General features: G+C 58.2%; 19 protein-coding genes, 5 tRNA genes and 4 pseudogenes. 15 read left to right on the top strand and 13 right to left on the bottom strand.

What is annotated here, in order from left to right:
* The first annotated feature begins 11 nt into the window (after positions 1-11).
* Both pstA and pstB read left to right on the top strand, forming a co-directional pair.
* On the top strand, positions 12-926 hold the full coding sequence (pstA, locus tag ABRP64_RS01745) for a phosphate ABC transporter permease PstA (RefSeq protein ID WP_349865177.1): 915 nt from the start codon (positions 12-14) through the stop codon (positions 924-926).
* Between the two features lie 51 nt (positions 927-977).
* Positions 978-1,751 (top strand): phosphate ABC transporter ATP-binding protein PstB, encoded by a 774-nt coding sequence (pstB, locus tag ABRP64_RS01740; RefSeq protein ID WP_005279626.1) that lies wholly within the window; start codon positions 978-980, stop codon positions 1,749-1,751.
* A gap of 71 nt (positions 1,752-1,822) precedes the next feature.
* Here the strand turns inward: pstB and phoU are convergent, their stop codons facing one another.
* Positions 1,823-2,551, bottom strand: coding sequence for a phosphate signaling complex protein PhoU (phoU, locus tag ABRP64_RS01735; RefSeq protein ID WP_284770386.1), 729 nt, complete (start codon positions 2,549-2,551; stop codon positions 1,823-1,825).
* Positions 2,552-2,609: 58 nt separating this feature from the next.
* A complete protein-coding gene (gene dusB, locus ABRP64_RS01730; RefSeq protein ID WP_284805863.1) occupies positions 2,610-3,755 on the bottom strand; it encodes a tRNA dihydrouridine synthase DusB in 1,146 nt (381 codons plus the stop codon).
* Positions 3,756-3,947: 192 nt separating this feature from the next.
* Here dusB and scpC point away from each other — a divergent pair, with 192 nt between their 5' ends.
* Entirely contained in the window at positions 3,948-5,450 is a 1,503-nt protein-coding gene (gene scpC, locus ABRP64_RS01725) for a succinyl-CoA:acetate CoA-transferase ScpC (RefSeq protein WP_284782734.1), read from the top strand.
* Between the two features lie 141 nt (positions 5,451-5,591).
* Positions 5,592-5,664 (top strand) — tRNA-Lys (locus ABRP64_RS01720).
* A 191-nt stretch (positions 5,665-5,855) separates the two neighbouring features.
* Here ABRP64_RS01720 and ABRP64_RS01715 read toward each other — a convergent pair.
* Positions 5,856-6,044 (bottom strand): hypothetical protein, encoded by a 189-nt coding sequence (locus tag ABRP64_RS01715; RefSeq protein WP_284782737.1) that lies wholly within the window; start codon positions 6,042-6,044, stop codon positions 5,856-5,858.
* Between the two features lie 23 nt (positions 6,045-6,067).
* Complete coding sequence (locus ABRP64_RS01710; RefSeq protein ID WP_349865263.1) at positions 6,068-6,289, bottom strand: alpha/beta hydrolase-fold protein; 222 nt, start codon at positions 6,287-6,289, stop codon at positions 6,068-6,070.
* Positions 6,290-7,213: 924 nt separating this feature from the next.
* Here ABRP64_RS01710 and ABRP64_RS01705 point away from each other — a divergent pair.
* From ABRP64_RS01705 to ABRP64_RS01690, 4 genes are read left to right on the top strand one after another with little or no spacing between them, the layout of a single operon-like run.
* Complete coding sequence (locus ABRP64_RS01705) at positions 7,214-7,369, top strand: hypothetical protein (RefSeq protein WP_284782739.1); 156 nt, start codon at positions 7,214-7,216, stop codon at positions 7,367-7,369.
* A complete protein-coding gene (locus ABRP64_RS01700; RefSeq protein WP_284796565.1) occupies positions 7,332-7,619 on the top strand; it encodes a hypothetical protein in 288 nt (95 codons plus the stop codon). The genes ABRP64_RS01705 and ABRP64_RS01700 overlap by 38 nt, the downstream gene beginning before the upstream one ends.
* An 18-nt stretch (positions 7,620-7,637) precedes the next feature.
* Positions 7,638-7,856 (top strand): ABC transporter substrate-binding protein, encoded by a 219-nt coding sequence (locus tag ABRP64_RS01695; protein WP_284782751.1) that lies wholly within the window; start codon positions 7,638-7,640, stop codon positions 7,854-7,856.
* Positions 7,853-8,125: a hypothetical protein gene (locus ABRP64_RS01690; RefSeq protein ID WP_284782744.1), complete on the top strand. Its 273-nt coding sequence runs from the start codon at positions 7,853-7,855 to the stop codon at positions 8,123-8,125. Before ABRP64_RS01695 ends, ABRP64_RS01690 begins: the two co-directional genes overlap by 4 nt.
* A gap of 433 nt (positions 8,126-8,558) precedes the next feature.
* Here the strand turns inward: ABRP64_RS01690 and ABRP64_RS01685 are convergent, their stop codons facing one another.
* The 7 genes and pseudogenes from ABRP64_RS01685 to ABRP64_RS01655 form a co-directional block, all read right to left on the bottom strand.
* Positions 8,559-9,665 carry an esterase/lipase family protein gene (locus tag ABRP64_RS01685; RefSeq protein ID WP_284782746.1) on the bottom strand — a complete coding sequence of 369 codons (1,107 nt, stop codon included), beginning with the start codon at positions 9,663-9,665 and terminating at the stop codon, positions 8,559-8,561.
* A 120-nt stretch (positions 9,666-9,785) separates the two neighbouring features.
* Positions 9,786-10,683 (bottom strand): annotated as a pseudogene (locus ABRP64_RS01680) (ABC transporter ATP-binding protein).
* A gap of 70 nt (positions 10,684-10,753) precedes the next feature.
* A pseudogene (locus ABRP64_RS01675) lies at positions 10,754-11,863 on the bottom strand (FecCD family ABC transporter permease).
* A pseudogene (locus tag ABRP64_RS01670) lies at positions 11,860-12,222 on the bottom strand (FecCD family ABC transporter permease); the annotation flags it as partial. The pseudogenes ABRP64_RS01670 and ABRP64_RS01675, both read right to left, overlap by 4 nt.
* 159 nt (positions 12,223-12,381) lie before the next feature.
* Positions 12,382-13,589 (bottom strand): annotated as a pseudogene (locus ABRP64_RS01665) (IS110 family RNA-guided transposase).
* A gap of 292 nt (positions 13,590-13,881) precedes the next feature.
* Entirely contained in the window at positions 13,882-14,277 is a 396-nt protein-coding gene (locus ABRP64_RS01660) for an iron chelate uptake ABC transporter family permease subunit (RefSeq protein ID WP_349865261.1), read from the bottom strand.
* 658 nt (positions 14,278-14,935) lie between these two features.
* Positions 14,936-15,268, bottom strand: a complete 333-nt coding sequence (locus ABRP64_RS01655; RefSeq protein WP_023023790.1) for a metal-sensitive transcriptional regulator — start codon at positions 15,266-15,268, stop codon at positions 14,936-14,938.
* An 82-nt stretch (positions 15,269-15,350) separates the two neighbouring features.
* Here ABRP64_RS01655 and ABRP64_RS01650 point away from each other — a divergent pair.
* The 5 genes from ABRP64_RS01650 to ABRP64_RS01630 all read left to right on the top strand — a co-directional run bounded on the left by ABRP64_RS01650 (position 15,351) and on the right by ABRP64_RS01630 (position 16,227).
* Positions 15,351-15,426: transfer RNA gene (locus tag ABRP64_RS01650), tRNA-Glu, on the top strand.
* Positions 15,427-15,461: 35 nt separating this feature from the next.
* Positions 15,462-15,535: transfer RNA gene (locus tag ABRP64_RS01645), tRNA-Asp, on the top strand.
* Positions 15,536-15,723: 188 nt separating this feature from the next.
* Positions 15,724-15,797: transfer RNA gene (locus ABRP64_RS01640), tRNA-Asp, on the top strand.
* Positions 15,798-15,816: 19 nt separating this feature from the next.
* Positions 15,817-15,889 (top strand) — tRNA-Phe (locus ABRP64_RS01635).
* A 56-nt stretch (positions 15,890-15,945) separates the two neighbouring features.
* Positions 15,946-16,227 (top strand): GNAT family N-acetyltransferase, encoded by a 282-nt coding sequence (locus ABRP64_RS01630; RefSeq protein WP_349837133.1) that lies wholly within the window; start codon positions 15,946-15,948, stop codon positions 16,225-16,227.
* A 49-nt stretch (positions 16,228-16,276) separates the two neighbouring features.
* On the opposite strand, the gene epsC is transcribed toward ABRP64_RS01630, so the two are convergent.
* Both epsC and cysK read right to left on the bottom strand, forming a co-directional pair.
* Positions 16,277-16,840: a serine O-acetyltransferase EpsC gene (gene epsC / locus ABRP64_RS01625; protein ID WP_284785892.1), complete on the bottom strand. Its 564-nt coding sequence runs from the start codon at positions 16,838-16,840 to the stop codon at positions 16,277-16,279.
* An 82-nt stretch (positions 16,841-16,922) separates the two neighbouring features.
* The gene (gene cysK, locus ABRP64_RS01620) at positions 16,923-17,858 is read right to left on the bottom strand and encodes a cysteine synthase A (protein WP_284770391.1); all 936 of its coding nucleotides are present in this window, start codon (positions 17,856-17,858) and stop codon (positions 16,923-16,925) included.
* 265 nt (positions 17,859-18,123) lie between these two features.
* On the opposite strand from cysK, the gene ramA reads away from it, so the two are divergent.
* Complete coding sequence (ramA, locus tag ABRP64_RS01615; RefSeq protein WP_349865175.1) at positions 18,124-18,963, top strand: acetate metabolism transcriptional regulator RamA; 840 nt, start codon at positions 18,124-18,126, stop codon at positions 18,961-18,963.
* 21 nt (positions 18,964-18,984) lie between these two features.
* The gene (gene murA, locus ABRP64_RS01610; RefSeq protein WP_284770392.1) at positions 18,985-20,253 is read left to right on the top strand and encodes a UDP-N-acetylglucosamine 1-carboxyvinyltransferase; all 1,269 of its coding nucleotides are present in this window, start codon (positions 18,985-18,987) and stop codon (positions 20,251-20,253) included.
* Positions 20,254-20,566 lie beyond the last annotated feature (313 nt).

Here is a 20,566-nt window from a genome sequence, read left to right as displayed (position 1 = left end):
GAAGGACAACAATGACTACTACGACAAATAACAAGCCCGCCTCCGCTGGCGGGGCAACCTTCCTGGAAATCTCCGGTTCCCGCAAAGCGGCCAATAGCATTGCCACCGTCGTTGTATGGGGCGCTATGGCCTTGGCGATGGTCCCTTTGATCTGGGTACTGTGGGAGCTCATCTCTCGCGGTAGCAGCGTGATTTTCTCCGCTGACTGGTGGACGCTGTCCCAGCGCGGCGTGATGAATAGTGCCGAAGGCGGCGGTGCCGCACACGCCATCGTCGGTACCTTCGTGCAAACCGCCCTGGCTTCCATCCTGTCCATTCCGATCGGTATCTTTACCGCCATCTACTTGGTGGAATACTCCAAGGGTGGTTGGCTCGGCCGTACCACCACCTTCATGGTGGACATCTTGTCCGGCGTGCCCTCCATCGTGGCAGCGTTGTTCATCTTCGCCATGTGGATCACGCTCTTCGGCTTTGGCCGCTCCGGCTTGGCCGTCGCCCTGTCCTTGGTCTTGCTGATGATCCCCATCGTGGTGCGCAATACCGAAGAGATGCTGCGCGTGGTCCCCATGGACCTCCGCGAGGCTTCCTATGCCCTCGGCGTGCCCAAGTGGAAGACCATCGCACGCATCGTGCTGCCGACAGCCCTATCCGGCATCGTGACCGGCATCATGCTGGCCATTGCCCGCGTGATGGGTGAATCCTCCCCAGTTCTGGTCTTGGTTGGTTCCTCCTCGGTCATCAACTGGGACGCGTTTAAGGGCTCGCAATCTTCGCTGCCGCTGATGATGCTTGATATGTACAAGGCCGGCGCGCAGCCCGCCGTGCTGGATAAGCTGTGGGGCGCAGCACTGACGCTGGTTATCCTCATCGCCATCCTCAATATTGCGGCGCGAGTAATTTCCGCGAAGTTCTCGGTCAAGAAATAGCCGCACACGATTCCGCCACTTATACACCCCTCTAGAGGAGAAACCTCCACAATGTCTAAGCTCGAGCTCAATGACGTCGATATTTTCTACGGTGATTTCCACGCCGTACAGAACGTAAATATGCAGATCCCGGCACAAGCCGTGACCGCCTTCATCGGCCCGTCCGGCTGCGGTAAATCCACCGTGCTGCGCACCTTGAACCGCATGCACGAGGTCATCCCTGGCGCATCCGTCAAGGGCGAGATCCTGCTCGATGGCACCAATATCTACGGTCCCAAGGTCGACCCAGTTTCCGTGCGCAATACCATCGGCATGGTCTTCCAGAAGGCCAACCCATTTCCCACCATGTCCATCGAGGACAACGTCGTTGCCGGCCTGAAGCTGTCTGGTGAGAAGAATAAAAAGAAGCTCAAAGAAGTAGCCGAACAGTCCCTGCGCGGCGCCAACCTCTGGGACGAGGTCAAGGACCGCCTGGATAAGCCGGGCGGCGGCCTCTCGGGTGGTCAGCAGCAGCGCCTGTGCATCGCCCGCGCGATTGCCGTGGAACCAGAAGTCCTGCTGATGGACGAGCCCTGCTCCGCACTGGACCCGATTTCCACCCTGGCCGTGGAGGACCTTATCCACGAGCTGAAGGAAAACTTCACCATCGTCATCGTGACCCACAACATGCAGCAGGCTGCCCGCGTGTCAGATAAGACCGGCTTCTTCTCCCTAGAAGCCACCGGCAAGCCGGGCCACCTGGTGGAGTTCGATGAAACCACCCGCATCTTTGAGAACCCTTCCCAGAAGGAGACCGAAGACTACATCTCTGGCCGCTTCGGTTAAAAGTAGACTCTGATTGTCCGAAAAGGGCGGTACCTCCAGCGCAGGGAGGTACCGCCCTTGTGGCAGTTTTATTAGCGGCGGAATTGGCGCTCTAATTCGCTCATGCGGGCCTCGAACTCGGCATCCTTTTGGTCCTCTTGGAGCTTCTTTTCAAACTCTTCCGGCAATAGGCCGGTAGCAAAGTAAATGATACGTCCAGCCACGGAGACGCAGTGATCCGCGTAGCGCTCGTAGTAGCGGGTAATCTGCGCCGTCTCTACGGCCTCGCGCACCGTTCCGTTCCATTCGCGCTGGGTGAGAATGCGCAGCAGATGATGGTTAATATCGTCCACCGCATCATCATCAGAACGCAGATTAACGGATAGCTCGGCATCTGGGGTGACTAAAATATCGTGTACCACCGAACCCATTTCCTGGGTTAAGCGGAACATCTCCTCCATGAACCCGAGGTATTCAGCGGGTACAACGGCCTCAGGGTGGCGGCGGCGCGCGGCATCGGCAATGTGCTGGGCCAGCTGACCCATGCGGAAGAGGTCTTCGACAATATAGATGGAAGACACCACCTGGCGCAGATCCTGAGCCATGGGGTTTTCCAACGCCAAAAGCTTTACCGCGCGTTCGGAGCAGCGTGAGCGGATCTCATCGAGTTCCTCGGTAAGGCTGAGCGCTTCCTCCGCGGGTTCCAGTGCGCGATCGAGCAGCGCCTGGGAGGCCTTATCCATGATGGTGCGGACGGTATCGCACATGACGATGAGGTCGTGCGAGAAGTTGTCCAGATGTTCACGGTAGGCAGTACGCATGCAGAAAATGATAGCTCACAAACCGGGTAAATGCTTGCTGAGTCACATCTGTGCGATTTTAGCCGCCGGAGTTATAAATATCGGCGCCGACCGGAACGAATTCATCCTCGGGGTCATCGAGCCAGCCATCGGGAAGCGCGACCTTAGAAGGCGAGCCCTGGCGCCCGCGCGCACCATCGGCATCGGCAGCCAAAGCATCAGAATCTGCCCAGGGTGCCAGCAATTCGCGCAGGCTCTCTAAGGAATCCACCTTGGCCAAGCCGGCGCGCACTTGCCCGCCGACGGGGAAGCCACGCAGGTACCAGCCAATGTGCTTGCGGATGTCCCTGGATGCGTGATCTTCACCCTCGTGCTGCGCGAGTAGCTCTGCGTGACGCAAGATTACCTGGGTGACCTTGCCTAAGGTGGGCTCGGCGGGGATGGACTCGCCGCGCAAGGCAGCACCCAGCTCCGCGAATAGCCACGGCCGGCCCAGGCAGCCGCGGCCCACCTGCACGCCATCGCAGCCGGTGGCCTCCATCATGCGGCGGGCATCATCGGCGCGGAAAATATCGCCATTGCCCAGCACCGGAACACCGGTATCCGCGAGGTGTTCCTTGAGCCGAGCGATCTCATCCCACCGGGCATCGCCGGAATAGCGCTGTGCGGCCGTGCGACCGTGCAGGGTCACGGCGGCGGCGCCGGAATCTACGGCGATGCGCCCGGCATCGAGATGCGTATGGTGCTCGTCATCAATGCCCACGCGCATCTTCACCGTAACGGGGATATTCGTGCCCTCGGTGGCCTTGACCGCGGCGGAGACGATATTGCCAAAGAGACGGCGCTTATAAGGCAGGGCAGAGCCGCCGCCACGCCTAGTTACCTTGGGAACGGGGCAGCCAAAGTTCATGTCGATGTGATCAGCCAAGTTCTCATCCACGATGATCTTGGCTGCTTTATAGGTGTATTCCGGGTCCACCGTATAAATCTGCAGGGAACGCGGATCTTCATCCGGGGCAAAGGTGGTCATGTGCATGGTTTTCTCGTTGCGCTCCACTAGGGCGCGCGCGGTGACCATCTCGCAGACATACAAGCCCGACACCGTTCCGGTGCGGGCCAGCTCCTGTTCCCGGCACAACGTGCGGAAGGCGACGTTGGTTACCCCCGCCATGGGAGCGAGGATGACAGGGGAGGAGAGGTCATAGTTTCCAATGCGCAAATTCACGCCCTAATTGTGCTCGTTAACCGCGGAATTTAGCAACTGAAACGAAGGTGGCGGCCACCGAGGAATCCCATTATTGGGGTGAAAGTCACAAAATGATGGTGGCGAAAACGTTAATTTTCGCTACTGTGGTCTGTGTAACTAAATTGGGTTGGCCGTAACACCGGTCTACTCGTATATGAAGGAGGATGACAGTTGTCCGATAGAATCGCATACGCCCCGTTTGAGAAGCTCGTAGTTTCTGCAGAGGAGGCTGCGAAGTACGTCAACAATGGTGACCGCGTAGGAATCTCCGGCTTCACCGGTGCAGGTTACCCCAAGGGTTTGCCTACCGCCATTGCAGATAAGGCGAAGGCGCTGCACGAAAAGGGCGAAGAGTTCAAGATTGACCTCTTCTCCGGTGCTTCTACCGCCCCTGACTGTGACGGTGTTTTGGCAGAGGCAGAGGCCATTAACTTCCGCTCCCCATACAACTCTGACCCGCTACTGCGTAAGCAGTTCAACGATGGCACCGCGCTCTACCAGGACATTCACCTGTCCCACTTGGGCCAGCAGGTAGAAGAGGGCTTCTACGGTGACTTCCAGGTAGCCATCATTGAGGCGGTACGCATTACTGAGGAAGGCAATATCGTGCCGTCCTCCGCAGTGGGCAATAACCTCGAGTTCGTCGAGGCCGCAGACAAGATCATCATTGAGATCAACGAGTGGCAGTCCGAGAACCTCGAGGGCATGCACGACATCTACCGCATCGACAAGCTGCCTAACCGCCAGCCCATCCCGATTAACAAGCCGGGTGACCGCATCGGTACCACCTACATGGAGATCCCCGAGGAGAAGGTCGTTGCAGTGGTCAAGACCAACTCGGCAGACCGCAACGCTCCATTCCGCGAGCCGGACGAGACCTCTGAGAAGATCGCCGCTAACTTCATCGAGTTCTTGGAGGGCGAGGTTGCCGCAGGCCGCCTCGAGTACGACAAGTTCATCATGCAGTCCGGCGTGGGTAACGTGCCGAACGCCGTGATGGCAGGTCTTTTGGACTCCAAGTTCGAAAACATTCAGGCATATACCGAGGTTATCCAGGACGGCATGCTGGACCTCATCGATGCCGGCAAGATGACCGTGGCTTCTGCAACCTCCTTCGCGCTGTCGCCGGAGTACGCAGAAAAGATGAACGCGGAAGCAGACCGCTACCGCAACCACATCATCTTGCGCCCGCAGCAGATTTCCAACCACCCTGAGGTCATCCGCCGCGTCGGCCTGATTTCTTCCAACGGCATGATCGAGGGAGATATCTACGGCAACATCAACTCCACCAACGTGTCCGGTTCCCGCATCATGAACGGCACCGGCGGCTCTGGTGACTTCACCCGTAACGCGTACATCTCCACCTTCGTGTCCCCGTCCATCGCGAAGGATGGCGCCATCTCCGCTCTGGTTCCGTTCGTATCCCACACCGACCACACCGAGCACGACACCATGGTCATCATCACCGAATACGGTGTGGCTGACCTGCGTGGCTTGGCTCCAAAGCAGCGCGTAGAGAAGATCATCGCCGTGGCTCACCCGGACTACCGTCCGCTGTTGGAGGAGTACTACGAGCGTGCGAAGGAAAACAAGTTCCAGCACACCCCGCACGACTTGAAGACCGCCTTCGACTTCCAGGTTAACTTTCTAGAAAAGGGTGACATGCGCGGTTAATACTGACCGGACTATAAAAGGAGGGTATTCCAGCTAGGAGGCCCTCCTCCCGTTTTGTGTGGGTATTCTTCAGCGAAGGACTCAGACGAATACACCCAATTAGGAGATCTAAAAGTCAACACGCTAATATAGAGCCACGTTGGGCCTTTAGCTCAGTTGGTAGAGCTACGGACTTTTAATCCGCAGGTCGTGGGTTCGATCCCCACAGGGCCCACATCTGTCATGAGTCGCGACATGCTTGACAGGTCAGTCGCGACATTGTTGACAAACCGGCATCTCAGTTGTTCTTCTGAGGTGCCGGTTTTGGCCATTGTTGGGCCTAGGGGTGGGCCTAACAGTTACTATTACTTAACGCGATTTTCGACTAGTAATTCCACTGTATGGCTGGAGGAAGATTGAGTCGCGTTACAGAGAAGTGTTGAACCAGCGGAGGGCATCGTTGATGCCCCTGCGCCAGCACATGTAGTCGTGCCCGCCGGGGTATTCGCGGGCGTGTGAGCGGCTGCCTAGCGTGGTGCGGAGTGCAGCAGCGAATTCGCGATTTTCCTCCAATGGGAAAGGCTCGAGGGAATCAACTTCATGGAAAACCCGCACGTGCGGGTTAATGTCCTCGTTTGTCAGGCGCGCAGTTCAGCCATTCCATGATCAGGCCACCAGAGAGCTGCCGATTGCACGATAGCGTGCGATACGACCTCGGGAATGCGGTGTACCGTTCCCGCCGCAAAGAAATCGCCTAAGGATGCCCCCGCAATAATTCGCTGCGCGGGCAAGAGGACAGGGGAGAAGCGCTGCGCCCAGGGAAGGAGTTCCTTGGTGAGGAAGACATCGCCGCGCTCCAGTGCCCTCAGAATGTCGTTGCGGTGGGCGACATCAGCAGGCCAAAGAAGAGAACCGCAGCAGGAGGAATATCCGCGCGAGCCTCGGCTGCGCGCAGCAGCACATCCATATGCGCTGAGTGCCAGAGCCCTTGGTGATACTCGCCTGTGCCTGTGCCTGTGCCTGTGCCTGTGCCTGTGCCTGTGCCTTTAGTGATGTGGGGAGCTACGGGCTGTGCGGTGATAGGGGGAGCGCAACGGATTTGGCCCAGGAGAAGCACTGCTAGGCGTGCCCGAGTGGGATGCCGGTGGGAGTTCCAACTCGCAGAGCGAAGCGATGTCGTGGGTGGGGAGCAGCGGTATGTAGCGCTTGAGTGCTGAGTGCCACAAGCGGCGTTCTTTACCTGTTTCGAAATGCCGCTCATCGAGCAGCATGTACCCGGCCCCGTCAGTAGCGGTGCTGAAAGTTCGAATGTGCCGACGTGCCATGGAACCCCGGCGACTGTCACCTGCTCGGGAAGAAAAGATTCGGCATCATTCCGGTTGCTGTGGGGGATGGAGTCGAGAAAGAGCAGGGCGCGCTGCTCCGCTGTGTCGGTAGGGCGCGCCACGGTGAGTAGATACTTCTCCTGTGCGGTGCCTGTGGCTTGTGAGGCGCTCTTGTTCTGTGCGGTGTCCTGGGAGAGCCGCTCGATGAGTGGAGTGCGATACACGGCCTGTAGGTCGAGTCGTTGAATATCAACCGGGCCTCGTATGGGCAGGGCGGGGCGTGAAGGGGGAGTAGGCACGTCTTTATCCTGCGCTTTTTGGTAATTTTTCGGAATTCTGCAAGGGGCAAAAGTAAAACTTTCGTATGCAAGGCTAGCCTAATGTTGCTGTTCTTTCAGTCAAAGGCTGCTGGGCGATGCATGACAAACCCCACTACATTCCGAGAAGGGATAGATATTAATGACGACTCGCACTGTTCGTACTCGTACTTCCCGTGTTGCATGGGCTGCCGTGGCCGTGGGCGCAGCGCTGACCCTCGGCTTCGGTTTGGTGGCCTGCAGCTCCAGCGATTCCAGTGATGCTAACGATTCAAAATTCCTCAGCCTCGTCGGATAGCTCCTCCGGCAGCGATGAAGGGCAGTGGCCGCGCACTGTCGAGACCGATGCTGGGGATCTGACGCTGGATTCGAAGCCGAAGCGCATCATCTCGACTTCCACCACCCTCACCGGCTCCCTGCTGGCTATCGACGCCCCCGTGGTGGCGTCTGGCGCGACCGTTCCCAATAGCGCTGGCTTGTCGGATGATCAGGGCTTCTTCGATCCGTGGTCGAAGGAAGCCAAGGAGCAGGACCTCGCCAAGCTCTAGGAGAACGCCGAGCCGAAGATCCAAAACGTCGTGAACTACGACCCCGACCTCATCATCGTGGCAAAGAACTCCGGCGACTCCGTCTTTGACAAGGTGGATGAGCTTCGCAAGATCGCCCCGGTCATGGTGGTGGATTACTCCGGCTCCCCGTGGCAAGACGTGACCACCATGCTGGGCAAGGCCACCGGCCAGGAAGAAGAGGCCGAGAAGTCATCAAGGACTTCGACGAGCGGATGAAGAAAGCCAAGGACGAGATCGAGGTGCCGAGCGATGAGGTCTCGCCGTTCATGGTGTTCGGTGACAACTCCGGTGCTGCTGCCCTGACTAAGGAAGCCCCGCAGACGCAAATCCTTGAGGATCTGGGCTTCAAGATCATGACGGTGCCGGATGACGTTAAGGGTGATACCTCGATGGGTAAGCAGTGGTCCGATATCACCCAGCTTTGTTGTTTCACTCTATGTTTTCCATTCTTTCCGGGCTTTCCGGCGCCGCCTCAACTGACCTGATGCGAGAGGACACCCAACCCGATGACGCAGCGCCATAACTCCAAGACCACGGCGACCTCGCACTAACCATTGAGCCCCGCGCAGGAGGGGATATGGCTTTCTGAAAACGCACTGGGAGATGGCACGGCCTGTGGGGCAGCGGAGTACCTCAATCTTAATGGCATTGACGGGCACGCTGGGAGTACTAAACCACGGAACCAGATGAGCGCGGTGGGCCCGCAGTATGACGCAGCGGCGCACGGCTGTTTGTACTGTGAACGCCCGCAGTATCGGGATGATCTATGACCAGTGTTGCCGGGATGAGCCACCACTGTTCTAAAAGTAGTTTTCGGTGTCTGGCACATAACAAGCGGAACTCCTTGCAGTTTTCGCGTCCTGCCGCGATGAACTGAAAGGAGTAGAGGGGCTATAAAAGGGGGGGTAAAGAGCGACCCTAGAACTTAGAGGAACCCTCCGCGATGGGGTTCACGATGTCATCCATACTGGGGAGCCAGTCGGCGTCCATAGAGGAGCCACCATCAATAAATCCTGTCACCGGGGTGCACGGCACCTCGACGTTGCGACCTAGCTCATTAGCGGTCAATGCTATCGCGCGCGGAGAATACGTGATGCCCACGTGCTCGGAGGCATCCAGAGAGCACCCGTCCTGCAACACATGGTTGGTAGCTTCCGGGGATGTGAACTGGCTCGCGGCCAGCGGGGTCACGGCCTCATCGAAGCGGGTGGAGATGGAGGCGTAGCGCACGCCGGGAACCTCAATCCCGCCCTCGTTGAGCTGCGCCATGTAGTCGCTGTGCTGCAGCAACTGTCGGGTGCTGGGGCTTACGGCCAGGGTGATGAGGTTATCGCCGAAACCATTCAGGGCGTTGAGCTTTTCCAGAGCATAGGAAACTCCTAGCAGGGAAGTGCCGTGCAGCACGCCGCTGATGGATACGATGGTGCCGACGCCGTGTCCCTGCTCCTGCTTGGCGTAGGCGGTGGCGATGGTGGCACCAGCGGAGTGCCCCACGAGGTCAACCTCGGTGGCGCCGGTCTGTTCCTTCAGGCGGTTGATGTAGTTGGTGAACTGCGCCACGGAGGTCTCGAAGGGAGCCATGGCGCGGGTGATGGGCACGCTACCGATGAGAGAGCTTCCATCCGGGGTGAGGGTGCCCGGCATCTTGCCCACGTTGAAGGCGTACACGCACTTGCCAAGCTCGGCTAGCTTCGAGGACATGCCCGCGTAGGTCTGGTATGCATTCGAGTTCATGCCGTGCAGGAGCACGACGGGATTCTCTCCGGGGGCAGGGGTGCAGGCGATATTGGCGCTCGGGGGCGTGAGATTCTCCGTTAGACCCTGCTTGGCCATGCCGTTGATGATGTCCTTGGCGTAGGGGCCGTGCGGTCCCATATCCGTCCAGGGGAGGACAGGGCTTTCGGACGCCGCCGGTGCGGGCTTGCTGGAGAGGGTGGCATTGGCGGTCGAGATGGTGGCGGCGGAGGCTGTGAGGCCGACGGCGGCAAAGAAAGCGGCGGTGGTGCGCAGAATTGAACGGCGCATGAGGGAATCCTTTCCTACAACAACAGTGCCGCGTATTTCACGGCGAGGGGGTTTGGCTGGACTGAGTCTCACGCTATCAAATGTGTGTTCTGGACAACATTGATATTATATGTGTCAAAATCACACTATTCCATAGGTGGAGATAATCCGGTTTATACATGGTTCTTTATTAAAAGAAAAACACCCTATATGGGTGGTTTCCTTCATGGAAACGACTAATTGGCAGAGGCTCGCGAGTCGGGTGGTACCACCGGGGGTGCCCGTTACCGGATCGGGTACTACCGGGCACCGCAGGTCAAAGACATCCTCCATGAGCTCGGCGGTGAGCACGTCATGGGGGAGTTTGTGGTCACAATCTTTCCCTGACGCATGACCACGGGGCGGTCGGCATAGCGCGCCGCCTGAATAAGGTCGCGCAGCACCGTCACGATTGTTTTCCCTGCCCATGGAAGGTGCGTAACAGCTCCATGAGTTCGTACTGATGCGAGATATCCAGGAATGTCGTAGGCTCATCGAGCAGCATGATGGGAGTTTGCTGCGCTAGTAGCATAGCGATCCACACGCGTTAGTGCTGCCCACAGGAAAGCTCCTCGACGGACCGCTCAGAAATCTCCGGGGTGCGGGTAGCGGCGAGCGCCGCGTAGACGGCCTTCTCATTGCTGTCGCGTCATTTGTGGAAGAGGCTCTGGTACGGGGCCGCACCCGCGTCCCACGAGATCGGCCACGGTAATGCCATCGGGTGCAAAAGACGTTTGTGGGAGTAGACCTAATTCCCGCGCAACCTGTTTTGGTGCCCATGAAGGCACTTCTTTTCCGTCGAGAATAATGCTGCCTGCGGCCGGAGTCAGCATGCGAGCTAATGCGCGCAGCAGCGTTGATTTGCCGCAGCCACTGGGGCCAATAATGGCGGTAAAAGAGCCGTCATTAATGTTGACGGAAAACCCGTGGAAATAATGCGGCCGTCGTAACCAATGGTGGCATCCAGGGCGCGAAGTCGGGCAGAATTATGAGTGGGCATATGAGGAGCTACCTTTCGGTTAGTTCGCGGCCTATGTGGTGTCTAAATGCCTCGTGGCCTTAGTGGTGCTTTATCGCGGTGAGCCATATTGACGCCGCGCCTCGTGCACGAGCAGCCACATCATGTAGAGGCCACCAAGGCACACGGTGATAAGACCCACCGGTATCTGTCGGTAGAACTGGGCGATGATGAGGGAAAGGATATAGGCGCTGGTCAGCAGTGCGGAACCCATCGCCGCCGATGTCATCAGGGATAACCCCGCGGTGCGGGTGAGCCGCCGTGCCAATTGTGGGGCGGTGAGCGCGATGAAGTCGATAGGGCCCGCCGCTGCAGCGGCGAGCGCGGTTGTCGCCACGCCTTCGACCATGAGTAGGGGGCGTTCGACCATGAGTAGGGGGCGGGTGCGCTGCACCCGAAGGTCCTGCGTGGTAGCGGCATCGTCGCCCAGCTCCATCGTGCGCAGGGAGGAGGCAAGCAGCGCAACCGCCACAAAGATGAGCGTGCCCAGGATGAGCACCGGGATGAGTCCCTGCCACTCCACCCTAGTAATCGAGCCCGCCGCCCAAAACCGACAACCATGGCATCCTCTACCAGCGCGCGGGTGATGAGGTAGGAGTTCAGCGATCCGAGGGCGGTGGACATAGCGATACCCACGATGATGAGTCGGAAGCTCTGTACGCCACGGCACCATGCCAGCCCATAGACCGCTAGGGTAGTGAGGACGCCGCCGATGAGAGCGGCACCCGCTAGTCCCCCAGTAGCTCGTCGATCCGAGCACCAGAACGGTGATTGCCACAGCGGTGTAGGAGCCGGCATCAAAGCCGATAATGTCCGGGGAGCCCAGGGGATTGCGGGTGAGTGATTGGAAGATTGCACCGCCTATGCCCAGCAGAGCTCCGAAGAATACCGCCGAGATCGCTACCGGAAGCCGCCACTCCCTCACGATGACGCGGTGGATTCGGGGGCTATCGCCACCGATGCCGATCGCGTGAAGTACCTCAGGGAAGGAGAGGTGGTACTCGCCCAGCGTGAGTGAGATTGCGGCTAAGGTGATGGCCAGGAGGAAAAGCACCGCGCTGATCTCGTCGAGCCGCACCGGGATGCGATGCGAGTACCAGCGCGAACGCAGAGTAACACTGCGATAGCCGGGGGATACGCGCTCAGGCTGTGTCTCTTTCACAGTCCACTCACCTTCCCTCTGCGCACGAGGGCGATGAGAACGGGCGCGCCGATGAGGGCGGTGACAACGCCGGCTGCGACCTCGCCGGGGCGTGCAACGATGCGCCCCACAGTATCGGCGGCGAGGATGAGTACGGGCGCTGCCAAGGCGGAGTAGGCAATGATCCACCGCTGATTAGGACCTACGAACCACCGCACCACATGCGGAATCATCAGACCTACGAAGCTAATGTCCCCGGTCAGTGCCGGGGCAGAACCCGCGAGCAGGGTGACGGCAATCAGGCTAAGCACGCGGGTACGTCCCACCTTCGTGCCGAGCGATGCCGCGAGATCGTCCCCAAGCGCAATGGAGTTGAGGGATTACGACAGCGCGGGGGGTGTTCCTATGTAGTTTGTCAATCTCGCGGGTGGGGTGGACGGGGGCGGATCCCTAACTCGGGATTTTTAGGTGTGTTGTTTTTGCGCGCGACTGGTAGCCGACTGGGATTTTGCCCAGTCGGCTTGTTTCACTGTTAGGGGTTAAGCTGCTGCGGCTTCTTTTGCTGGGGCGGGGTCGTGGTAATACTCGTGGTTGCGCATCATGGCGTAAAGGACGTTGAGTCGTCTGCGGGCGAGTGCTACGACTGCGGCGTTGTGTCTTTTGCCTTCACGGCGCTTTCGTTCATAGAATTGGCGTGAACGCTCGTGGAATCTGATGGATGCAAAAGATGATTGCCATAGGGCGTTCTTTAATTTTTTGTTGCCGGCTCTATTCAGCGAATTCGACATGATCGAGGTTCCGGACTGATTCGTTCGGGGCGATAAGCCAGCGTAAGAGGCTAGGTGCCCAGCTGACGGAAAGTCGGACATATCGCCCGCGGTCATGAGAATTTGGGCAGCCGTCTTCGGCCCGATTCCCGGCATGGATAGCAGGATTTGAGTGTGGGGGATGTCGTTGATGAGCTCGATGACTTCCTTGTCGATTTGTTTGCGGTGCTCGAGCTTTAAAAGTGCGTCCTTTGCTGACATTGCTACGCCCATTTCTGCATAGTGTGCACCGGCAATGGTGACTGTTTGCTCAGCAATGGCAGCGAATATCGCATCGATAACTGGCTCGGGATTGCGTGCCTTATAGCGTCGAGCAAAGGCAGCTGCCTTGGCCTTGCCTAAGCGTTTTATCTTGGTGGGCCCGCCGTAGCGTGCAAGTAGGTGCAGGACCCATTTGCGGTGGATTATTTGGCCGCGAATGGCCTGTTCGAATTGCGGGTAGCAACCAACAAGTGCGCTTCGAATCTGGTTGATGAGTCTGGTGTAGGAGCGTGCTAAGTCTTCGTCGATGCCGTTGAGGACTTTCAACTGAGGAAGGCTTCTTCGATGCGGTCGACACTGCGAAGGGATTCTGGAAGGTTCTTTGCAGCGTGGGCGATGATGTAGGCATCTCGGATGTCCGTTTTGGCGTTTCCGGCATGGATGTGTGAGAGCTGACGCATTGCCAAGCCGGGAAGATAGCGCACATCAATTCCAAGGTCTTGGGCTACCGCGACAGTAAGTCGGCCAATGTTATTTGGCTGGTCAACAACGACAAGGACCTTGTTGTTACCAGAGTAGAAATTCGAAAAGAGCGCGCGTAAGGACTGCTCGTTTTGATTGATTCGTTTGGACAGGACCTGGGCGCCGTGGCTATCTAAGACGCAGGCGTGGTGGAAGTATTTTCCAACATCCATTCCGATGACATAGTCGTAGGCCATGTCAGACCTCCTAGCGAGTTTAATGAGTATGGGACTTCTTTCATCGCTGGTGGTCGGACATACTTCACGCTGGCATCCACATTACTTTGAGACCTCACACACTTGATGTGGGTCAGGTTCCTATTAGCAGTTTGGAGTGTGTCACTGCCTTCGGCGGCATCACCCCCCGGATCATTGTCAGACAGGGACGAAAATAAGCCATACCGAAGCCAGCGACTAGTTCCACTGCTCCTCAAAAAGAAAAGCAAAAGGAACGCAGACAAACATAACCTGCCCCTGCACAGGGGCAGAGTTACGAATCCTGGGCTCCTTCAAGCGGAACTGCTAACAACGTAATGGGGAGCGCCATGCCCACCGTAAGGAAGGGCAGGACGCTGCGGATATCCCCGAAGGTCACGCTTGCGGTGGAACCCACACCCCAGTGTCGAACCGCATCGAAGGTGGTGGGGTCGATGAGGGTGAGGAAGCTCGTAAGTCCCGTAAGTGCCGCGCCCAGCGTCACACCTGCGAGGACGAGCGTAGCGGGGTGAACGGTACCTCCGCTTGCCGCCCCCTCGAGGTAGACGAACACGGTGGTGGCAGCCGCGTCGAGGAACGCGAACCAGATGTAGCCGGTGACACTGCTGAGCCCGAAGAACCCCACGCCGAGAGTGACGGCGAAGCCCGCACCCGCATTGACGTCGAGAATGCCGGGGTCGGCCAGGGGTGCGGGTGATCGCCTGAATAAGAGCGTCCACCACGCCGAAGCCGATTCCTGCCAGGCTCGCTACGAGCGTGCGTGGCCAGCGTTGCTTCCACACAATGCTAATGGCCTGCGCGTCTCCTTGGTGGTGTAGTGCCTCCCACACCACGGAGTAGGGCGGGGGTGGAGCCGTTGGCGAAGCTCATCGCGATGCTCACGAGAAGGAGCGCGAGGATGAGGAGCAGTCCCCCAAGGCAGCGGGACCGCTGCTACTTGGTGACGCCCGCCTGTGCGGGTGTTGCATGTGCTTCTGCTGTTGGGGGTGCCTTGGGTGGGGAAAGAGAGGTCATTCTGCTAGGCCTTAAAACTCGTAGCGGTTCCATCGAAAGATGGAGTGAACCGATAGTTAGGTTAGCGGTACCTAGTAATTGTGTGGTAATGGCGGGAGTTATAGACCGTGTGGCTGCGCGCCGGGGCTGGGTGGTCTTGCCGATAGCGGGGCTCATTGCTACGAAGATCGCCAGTCAGTCGCAGATGCAGGTGAACACGCCCACGTGGGGGTCTGCCGGGATCACCTCATTTGCAGGGAACCCCATGTCCGGCAAGTTATAAATTCGTGCGCCACAGGGCCCACATCAGGAGCCGCCTTCGGGCGGCTCCTTTTCTAGTTTTTTACCAGCTTCTTAATGGCGTGCATAGCCTCCGCTAGCTTCTCCTTGGCCACCTCGCCGTCCTCGGCCGCCGCACCGGCCACACAGTGCTCTATGTGGTCCTCTAAGAGCGCGAGAGAGACATTCTCTAGTGCGGATGTCACCGCGGAGATTTGGGTGATGATATCGATGCAGTACTGGTCCTCATCGACCATGCGGTGAATCCCGCGCGCTTGGCCTTCGATGCGCTTCAGGCGCGCCAGATAACGTGCTTTGCTCTTACTATCGGCGTTGTATCCGTGGATATCCGGCTCGTGGCAGGAACAGGTTTTTTGCTGCTCAGACATGGTTAAAACTCCTTCTGGGGGAGCGATTTTGTTTCTTGGTGATGTCTCCAGTATATTTCTAGAAGTCGCCAAGAAGCGACTGGCCCCCATCGTCTAGCGGCCTAGGACACTGCCCTTTCACGGCAGCGGCACGGGTTCGAATCCCGTTGGGGGTACCAACACCATCGTGTTGGTACGAAATAATTTCTCATTTGGCCTTGTGGCGCAGTTGGTTAGCGCGCCGCCCTGTCACGGCGGAGGTCGCGGGTTCAAGTCCCGTCAAGGTCGCAGTCTGAACAGTACACGCTTCGGCGGGTACTGTTCTTTTTTGGTTTTGGGCCGCTGCTTGTTGGTGCCACCTTGGTACAGGGGTATCGGAAAGCGTGAAAACTGCTCTTGTAGTGCTGATTTGTGTTGTTTCTAGGCGGCTGTGTAAAGTAACTACCCGTGCCCAAGAGGCACACAAAATTGAAAATGGCCTTGTGGCGCAGTTGGTTAGCGCGCCGCCCTGTCACGGCGGAGGTCGCGGGTTCAAGTCCCGTCAAGGTCGCGGAAACCTTCGGGTTTCTGGCCAGATAGCTCAGTCGGTAGAGCACACGCCTGAAAAGTGTGGGGTCGCCAGTTCGATCCTGGCTCTGGCCACAACTATGGTCCCTCCTTATTATCAAGGAGGGGCCATTTTTGGTTTAATGGGGGACATGGAAAAAGCAATTTCTCATCAGACCGATTTCTCCCGCTTCGTGCTTACCGTTGACGGTGTGGAAGCAGGAATCTGCGAATACGTAGATTCCGGCGATACCCGCGAGTTCAATCACACGGTCATCGGGGATGACTTCCGCGGACAGGGCCTGTCCTCGCCGTTGATTAAGGCGGCCCTCGATGAAACTCGGGCTGCCGGCATGAAGGTCATCGCCACCTGCTCTGCCGTGGCGCACTTTATGGACAAGAACCCCGAATACCAGGACCTGCTGCGCGGTTAAGCACAGCAAAAAGCGGCCCACACAAGCCTGTGGGCCGCTTTTAGTCTATTTAGATGTAGTAGTCCGGATCCACGAGCTTGACCCGCTCATGCCTATTTGAAGGCCGATTCTTGGCGGGGATGCCCACCGCGATGTGATCGGCTGGTACGTCCTTCGTTACAACGGCATTGGCACCGATGGCGGAACCGGCACCGATGGTGATGGGGCCTAAAACCTTAGCGCCGGCGCCGATGGTGACGTTATCTTCCACCGTGGGGTGGCGCTTGGTCTGGGTGAGGACCTGACCGCCGAGCGTCACGCCGTGGTAGAGCATCACGCCATCACCAATTTCCGCGGTTTCTCCGATGACAATGCCCATCCCGTGGTCGATAAAGAAGCGGCGCCCGATGGTGGCGCCTGGGTGGATCTCAATGCCGGTAAAAAAGCGGGTAATTTGGGCCAGGATGCGCGCAGGACCCCGCACGCCACGCTTCCACAGCCAGTGGGATACGCGGTGCGACCAGATGGCGTGCAGGCCGGAATAGACCATCGCGTTCTCAACGTCGCCGCGGGCGGCTGGATCATGATCCCGGGCATTGGCTAAATCTTCGCGGATATATTTAATAATGCTCATGCGGACTATAGTACTGGTCACAAAAAGGCACCCGCCAAGCTTGACGGGTGCCTTTTATTCACGGACTAGTTTGCGGGGCTAATTATGCCTCGCGGATGTCCTCGAAAAGAACGGTGGAAACGTAGCGCTCACCAAAGTCCGGCAGGACAACGACGATGGTCTTGCCCTCGAACTCGGGGCGCTCAGCCAGCTTCAGGGCAGCCGAGAGGTTTGCACCGGCGGAAATACCAACCAGCAGACCCTCTTCGGTAGCAAGGGCGCGAGAGAGCTTGATGGACTCCTCGAGGGAGGCGGTCAAAACCTCATCCAGCTGCTCGCGGTCGAGCACGTCCGGTACGAAGTTGGCGCCCAAGCCCTGGATCTTGTGCGGACCAGCCTGGCCTTCAGACAGCACAGGGGAGTCAGCCGGCTCAACGGCAGCGAGGTAAACGTCTGGGTTCTTGGACTTCAGGTAGCGGCCTGCACCGGTGATGGTGCCGCCGGTGCCGACGCCTGCGACGAAGGCATCGACATTGCCCTCGGCGTCGTCCCAGATCTCCGGGCCGGTGGTGGCCTCGTGGATCTTGGGGTTGGCCTCGTTAGCGAACTGGGAAGCCAAGATGGCGTTGCCGCGCTCGGCGACGATCTCGTTGGCCTTATCAACTGCACCCTGCATACCGGCAGCGCCCGGGGTCAAGATGATTTCTGCACCGTATGCGCGAAGCAGGACCTTGCGCTCATTGGACATGGTCTCTGGCATGGTGAGGACAACGTCGTAGCCCAAGGTTGCGCCGGCCAATGCCAGAGCAATACCGGTGTTACCGGAGGTAGCTTCAACGATGGTGCCGCCCGGCTTCAGGTCACCGGACTCCTCGGCGGCCTTGATGATGGCCAGACCGATGCGGTCCTTAACGGAGTTACCAGGGTTAAAGGACTCCACCTTGGCCAGCACGGTGGCACCCTTGCCCTCTGCCAAGCGGTTGATGCGGATGAGTGGGGTACCGCCGATGGTCTCTAGGACATTGTTGTAAATAGCCATTTATTAGGACTCCTTTGGGAATCGTATTCGTGGTCAAATCAGGTACAAGCGCAAGGATACACTATTTAAGTAGACAGAGTGGTATATTTATTACAGACTACCCATTCGGGCATGAAATGTGGGATTCGCGGCCGTGGAGGCAAAGGGGCGATTTCGAATTACCCCCACTTGCTGTCTATAATTCCACGTAGTTACCCGCTGCTCCCCAAGTTTTCGGGGATATCGGGTGCACCTACTTGGTTACCCCCGACGAGGAAAGAGTCTCATGGAGTCGCATCGCCTCAAAGATGATGAAGAATCCGTACGCGCGGCACTGTCGTCTCTCAAAACCGCCACCGGAATCCCAGTGACGATGTACGCAACATTATTGGCGGATAATCGCCTGCAAATTACCCAGTGGGTGGGTCTGCGTACACCGGCGCTACAGAATCTGCTTATCGATGCCGGCGTGGGCGTCGGCGGGCGCGTCATCACCACCCGCCGCGCGGTGGGCGTATCGGACTACACGCGTGCCACCACCATTTCCCACGAGAACGACAGCGTGATCCAAGACGAAGGCCTGCACTCGATCGTTGCGGTACCGGTTACCGTGCAGCGTGAAATCCGCGGCGTGCTCTATGTTGGCGTGCACTCCCCAGTGCGCCTGGGGGATAAGGTCATCGAGGAAGTCACGATGACGGCGCGGACCCTGGAGCAAGACCTCGCGGTCAACTCCGCGATGCGCCGCGCCGATGGCGGAAAGGGGGGTGCCTCCCGCGGCCATGCCATGAACGGTGCGGAATGGGAACAGGTTCGTTCCACCCACTCCAAGCTGCGCATGCTGGCCAGTCGCGTCGAGGACGAGGAATTGCGCAAGGAACTCGAGGCACTTTGCGATCAGATGGTCTCTCCTGTGCGCGTGAAGCAATCGACCAAGCTTTCAGCCCGCGAACTCGACGTCCTCTCCTGCGTGGCGCTAGGCCACACCAACGTGGAAGCGGCGGAAGAAATGGGGATTGGCGCCGAAACCGTCAAGTCCTACCTACGCTCCGTAATGCGCAAGTTGGGGGCACACACTCGCTACGAAGCCGTCAATGCTGCCCGCCGGATCGGCGCGTTGCCCTGATAACCGGTAGCGTATAAAGCTGTGAAAGATCAGTTTATTGTTTCCGGTGGTGCCCGCCTTGCAGGCACCGTCAAAGTAGATGGCGCCAAGAACAGCGTCCTTAAGCTCATGGCCGCCGCATTGCTGGCGGAGGGGACGACGACGCTGACCAATTGCCCAGAGATTCTGGACGTACCTTTGATGAAGAAGGTGCTCGAAGGCTTGGGCTGCGAGGTGACAATCGATGGCAGCACCGTCCGCATTACTACCCCCGCGACGCCGCAATCGAACGCGGACTTTGATGCGGTCCGCCAATTCAGGGCATCGGTATGCGTCTTAGGCCCACTGACCTCGCGCTGCGGGCATGCAAAGGTTGCGCTGCCCGGTGGTGACGCCATTGGCTCTCGCCCGCTCGATATGCACCAGACTGGCTTGGAGAAACTCGGCGCCACCACGCGCATTGAACACGGCGCCGTGGTCGCTGAAGCTTCCGAGCTTCGCGGCTCTAATATCCGCTTGGACTTTCCTTCCGTTGGTGCGACAGAAAACATCTTGACCGCCGCCGTCTTGGCCGAGGGCACTACTGTTCTCCACAATGCCGCCCGCGAGCCCGAGATCGTGGACCTGTGCGAGATGATGAAATCCATGGGCGCCAATATCGAAGGCGAAGGCACCTCTGAGGTCACCATCCACGGCGTGGACCGGCTTAACCCAACGGAGCACGAGGTCATTGGTGACCGCATCGTGGCCGGCACCTGGGCTTATGCCGCAGCCATGACACAAGGCGATATCACCGTTGGCGGTATTGCTCCGCGTCACCTGCACCTTCCGCTGGAAAAGCTGAAGTCCGCCGGCGCAGAGATTGAAACCTATGAAAACGGCTTCCGCGTGCGCATGGATAAGCGTCCTACCGCCGTGGATTACCAGACGTTGCCTTTTCCAGGCTTTCCGACGGACCTCCAGCCCATGGCCATCGGCATTTCCTCCATCGCCGAAGGAACCACCGTGATCACGGAGAACGTCTTCGAATCCCGGTTCCGCTTCGTGGACGAAATGCTGCGCTTGGGTGCCGATGCCCAAGTGGATGGCCATCACGTGGTGGTACGGGGTAAGGAACATCTTTCCTCTACGCATGTATGGAGTTCCGATATCCGTGCCGGAGCTGGCCTAGTCCTCTCCGCACTGTGCGCCGACGAAGCGACGACCGTTCACGATGTCTTCCATATAGACCGCGGATATCCCCACTTTGTGGAGAACCTTTCGCGGCTTGGAGCCACCATCGAAAGGACGCAGGAAGAAGAAATCTTCTAATTAACCTTCCCCAGTACGCATTTTTCTCGTGTGTGCTGGGGATTTGTGCGTTTCTTGGAGTGGGGTGTAGGTTTATCCAAGTCGCCGAGAGGTAGCCGGTTGGTTATTTTTGAGTGACTTTTTGTACTGGCTTGATTCAAGGATTTGACTTGGTTCAGGTTGTTGGGTAAGTTAGTGCGAGCCGCCGATGAGAGGTTAACGTTTGGTTAATTTTCTTGTGGTGTGTGGATGTTGTTTGAGAACTCAATAGTGTGCCAATGTACTTATTTTTTATTTTTGTGTGCATGGTTGTGTGTTGATTGGTCTGTTGGCC

It is taken from the genome of Corynebacterium sp. KPL4015, assembly GCF_040225725.1.
In the GTDB taxonomy this organism is placed as follows: Bacteria; Actinomycetota; Actinomycetes; order Mycobacteriales; family Mycobacteriaceae; genus Corynebacterium; species Corynebacterium rhinophilum.
This window is presented reverse-complemented; position numbering and strand designations above follow the sequence as displayed.

Excerpts from the sequence above, each read along its gene's own strand:
- pstA (WP_349865177.1), top strand. The coding sequence starts at position 12 with ATGACTACTACGACAAATAACAAGCCCGCCTCCGCTGGCGGGGCAACC.
- pstB (WP_005279626.1), top strand. The coding sequence starts at position 978 with ATGTCTAAGCTCGAGCTCAATGACGTCGATATTTTCTACGGTGATTTC.
- phoU (WP_284770386.1), bottom strand. The coding sequence starts at position 2,551 with ATGCGTACTGCCTACCGTGAACATCTGGACAACTTCTCGCACGACCTC.
- ABRP64_RS01705 (WP_284782739.1), top strand. The coding sequence starts at position 7,214 with ATGACGACTCGCACTGTTCGTACTCGTACTTCCCGTGTTGCATGGGCT.
- ABRP64_RS01700 (WP_284796565.1), top strand. The coding sequence starts at position 7,332 with ATGCTAACGATTCAAAATTCCTCAGCCTCGTCGGATAGCTCCTCCGGC.
- ABRP64_RS01690 (WP_284782744.1), top strand. The coding sequence starts at position 7,853 with ATGAAGAAAGCCAAGGACGAGATCGAGGTGCCGAGCGATGAGGTCTCG.
- ABRP64_RS01685 (WP_284782746.1), bottom strand. The coding sequence starts at position 9,665 with ATGCGCCGTTCAATTCTGCGCACCACCGCCGCTTTCTTTGCCGCCGTC.
- ABRP64_RS01655 (WP_023023790.1), bottom strand. The coding sequence starts at position 15,268 with ATGTCTGAGCAGCAAAAAACCTGTTCCTGCCACGAGCCGGATATCCAC.
- ABRP64_RS01630 (WP_349837133.1), top strand. The coding sequence starts at position 15,946 with ATGGAAAAAGCAATTTCTCATCAGACCGATTTCTCCCGCTTCGTGCTT.
- epsC (WP_284785892.1), bottom strand. The coding sequence starts at position 16,840 with ATGAGCATTATTAAATATATCCGCGAAGATTTAGCCAATGCCCGGGAT.
- cysK (WP_284770391.1), bottom strand. The coding sequence starts at position 17,858 with ATGGCTATTTACAACAATGTCCTAGAGACCATCGGCGGTACCCCACTC.
- ramA (WP_349865175.1), top strand. The coding sequence starts at position 18,124 with ATGGAGTCGCATCGCCTCAAAGATGATGAAGAATCCGTACGCGCGGCA.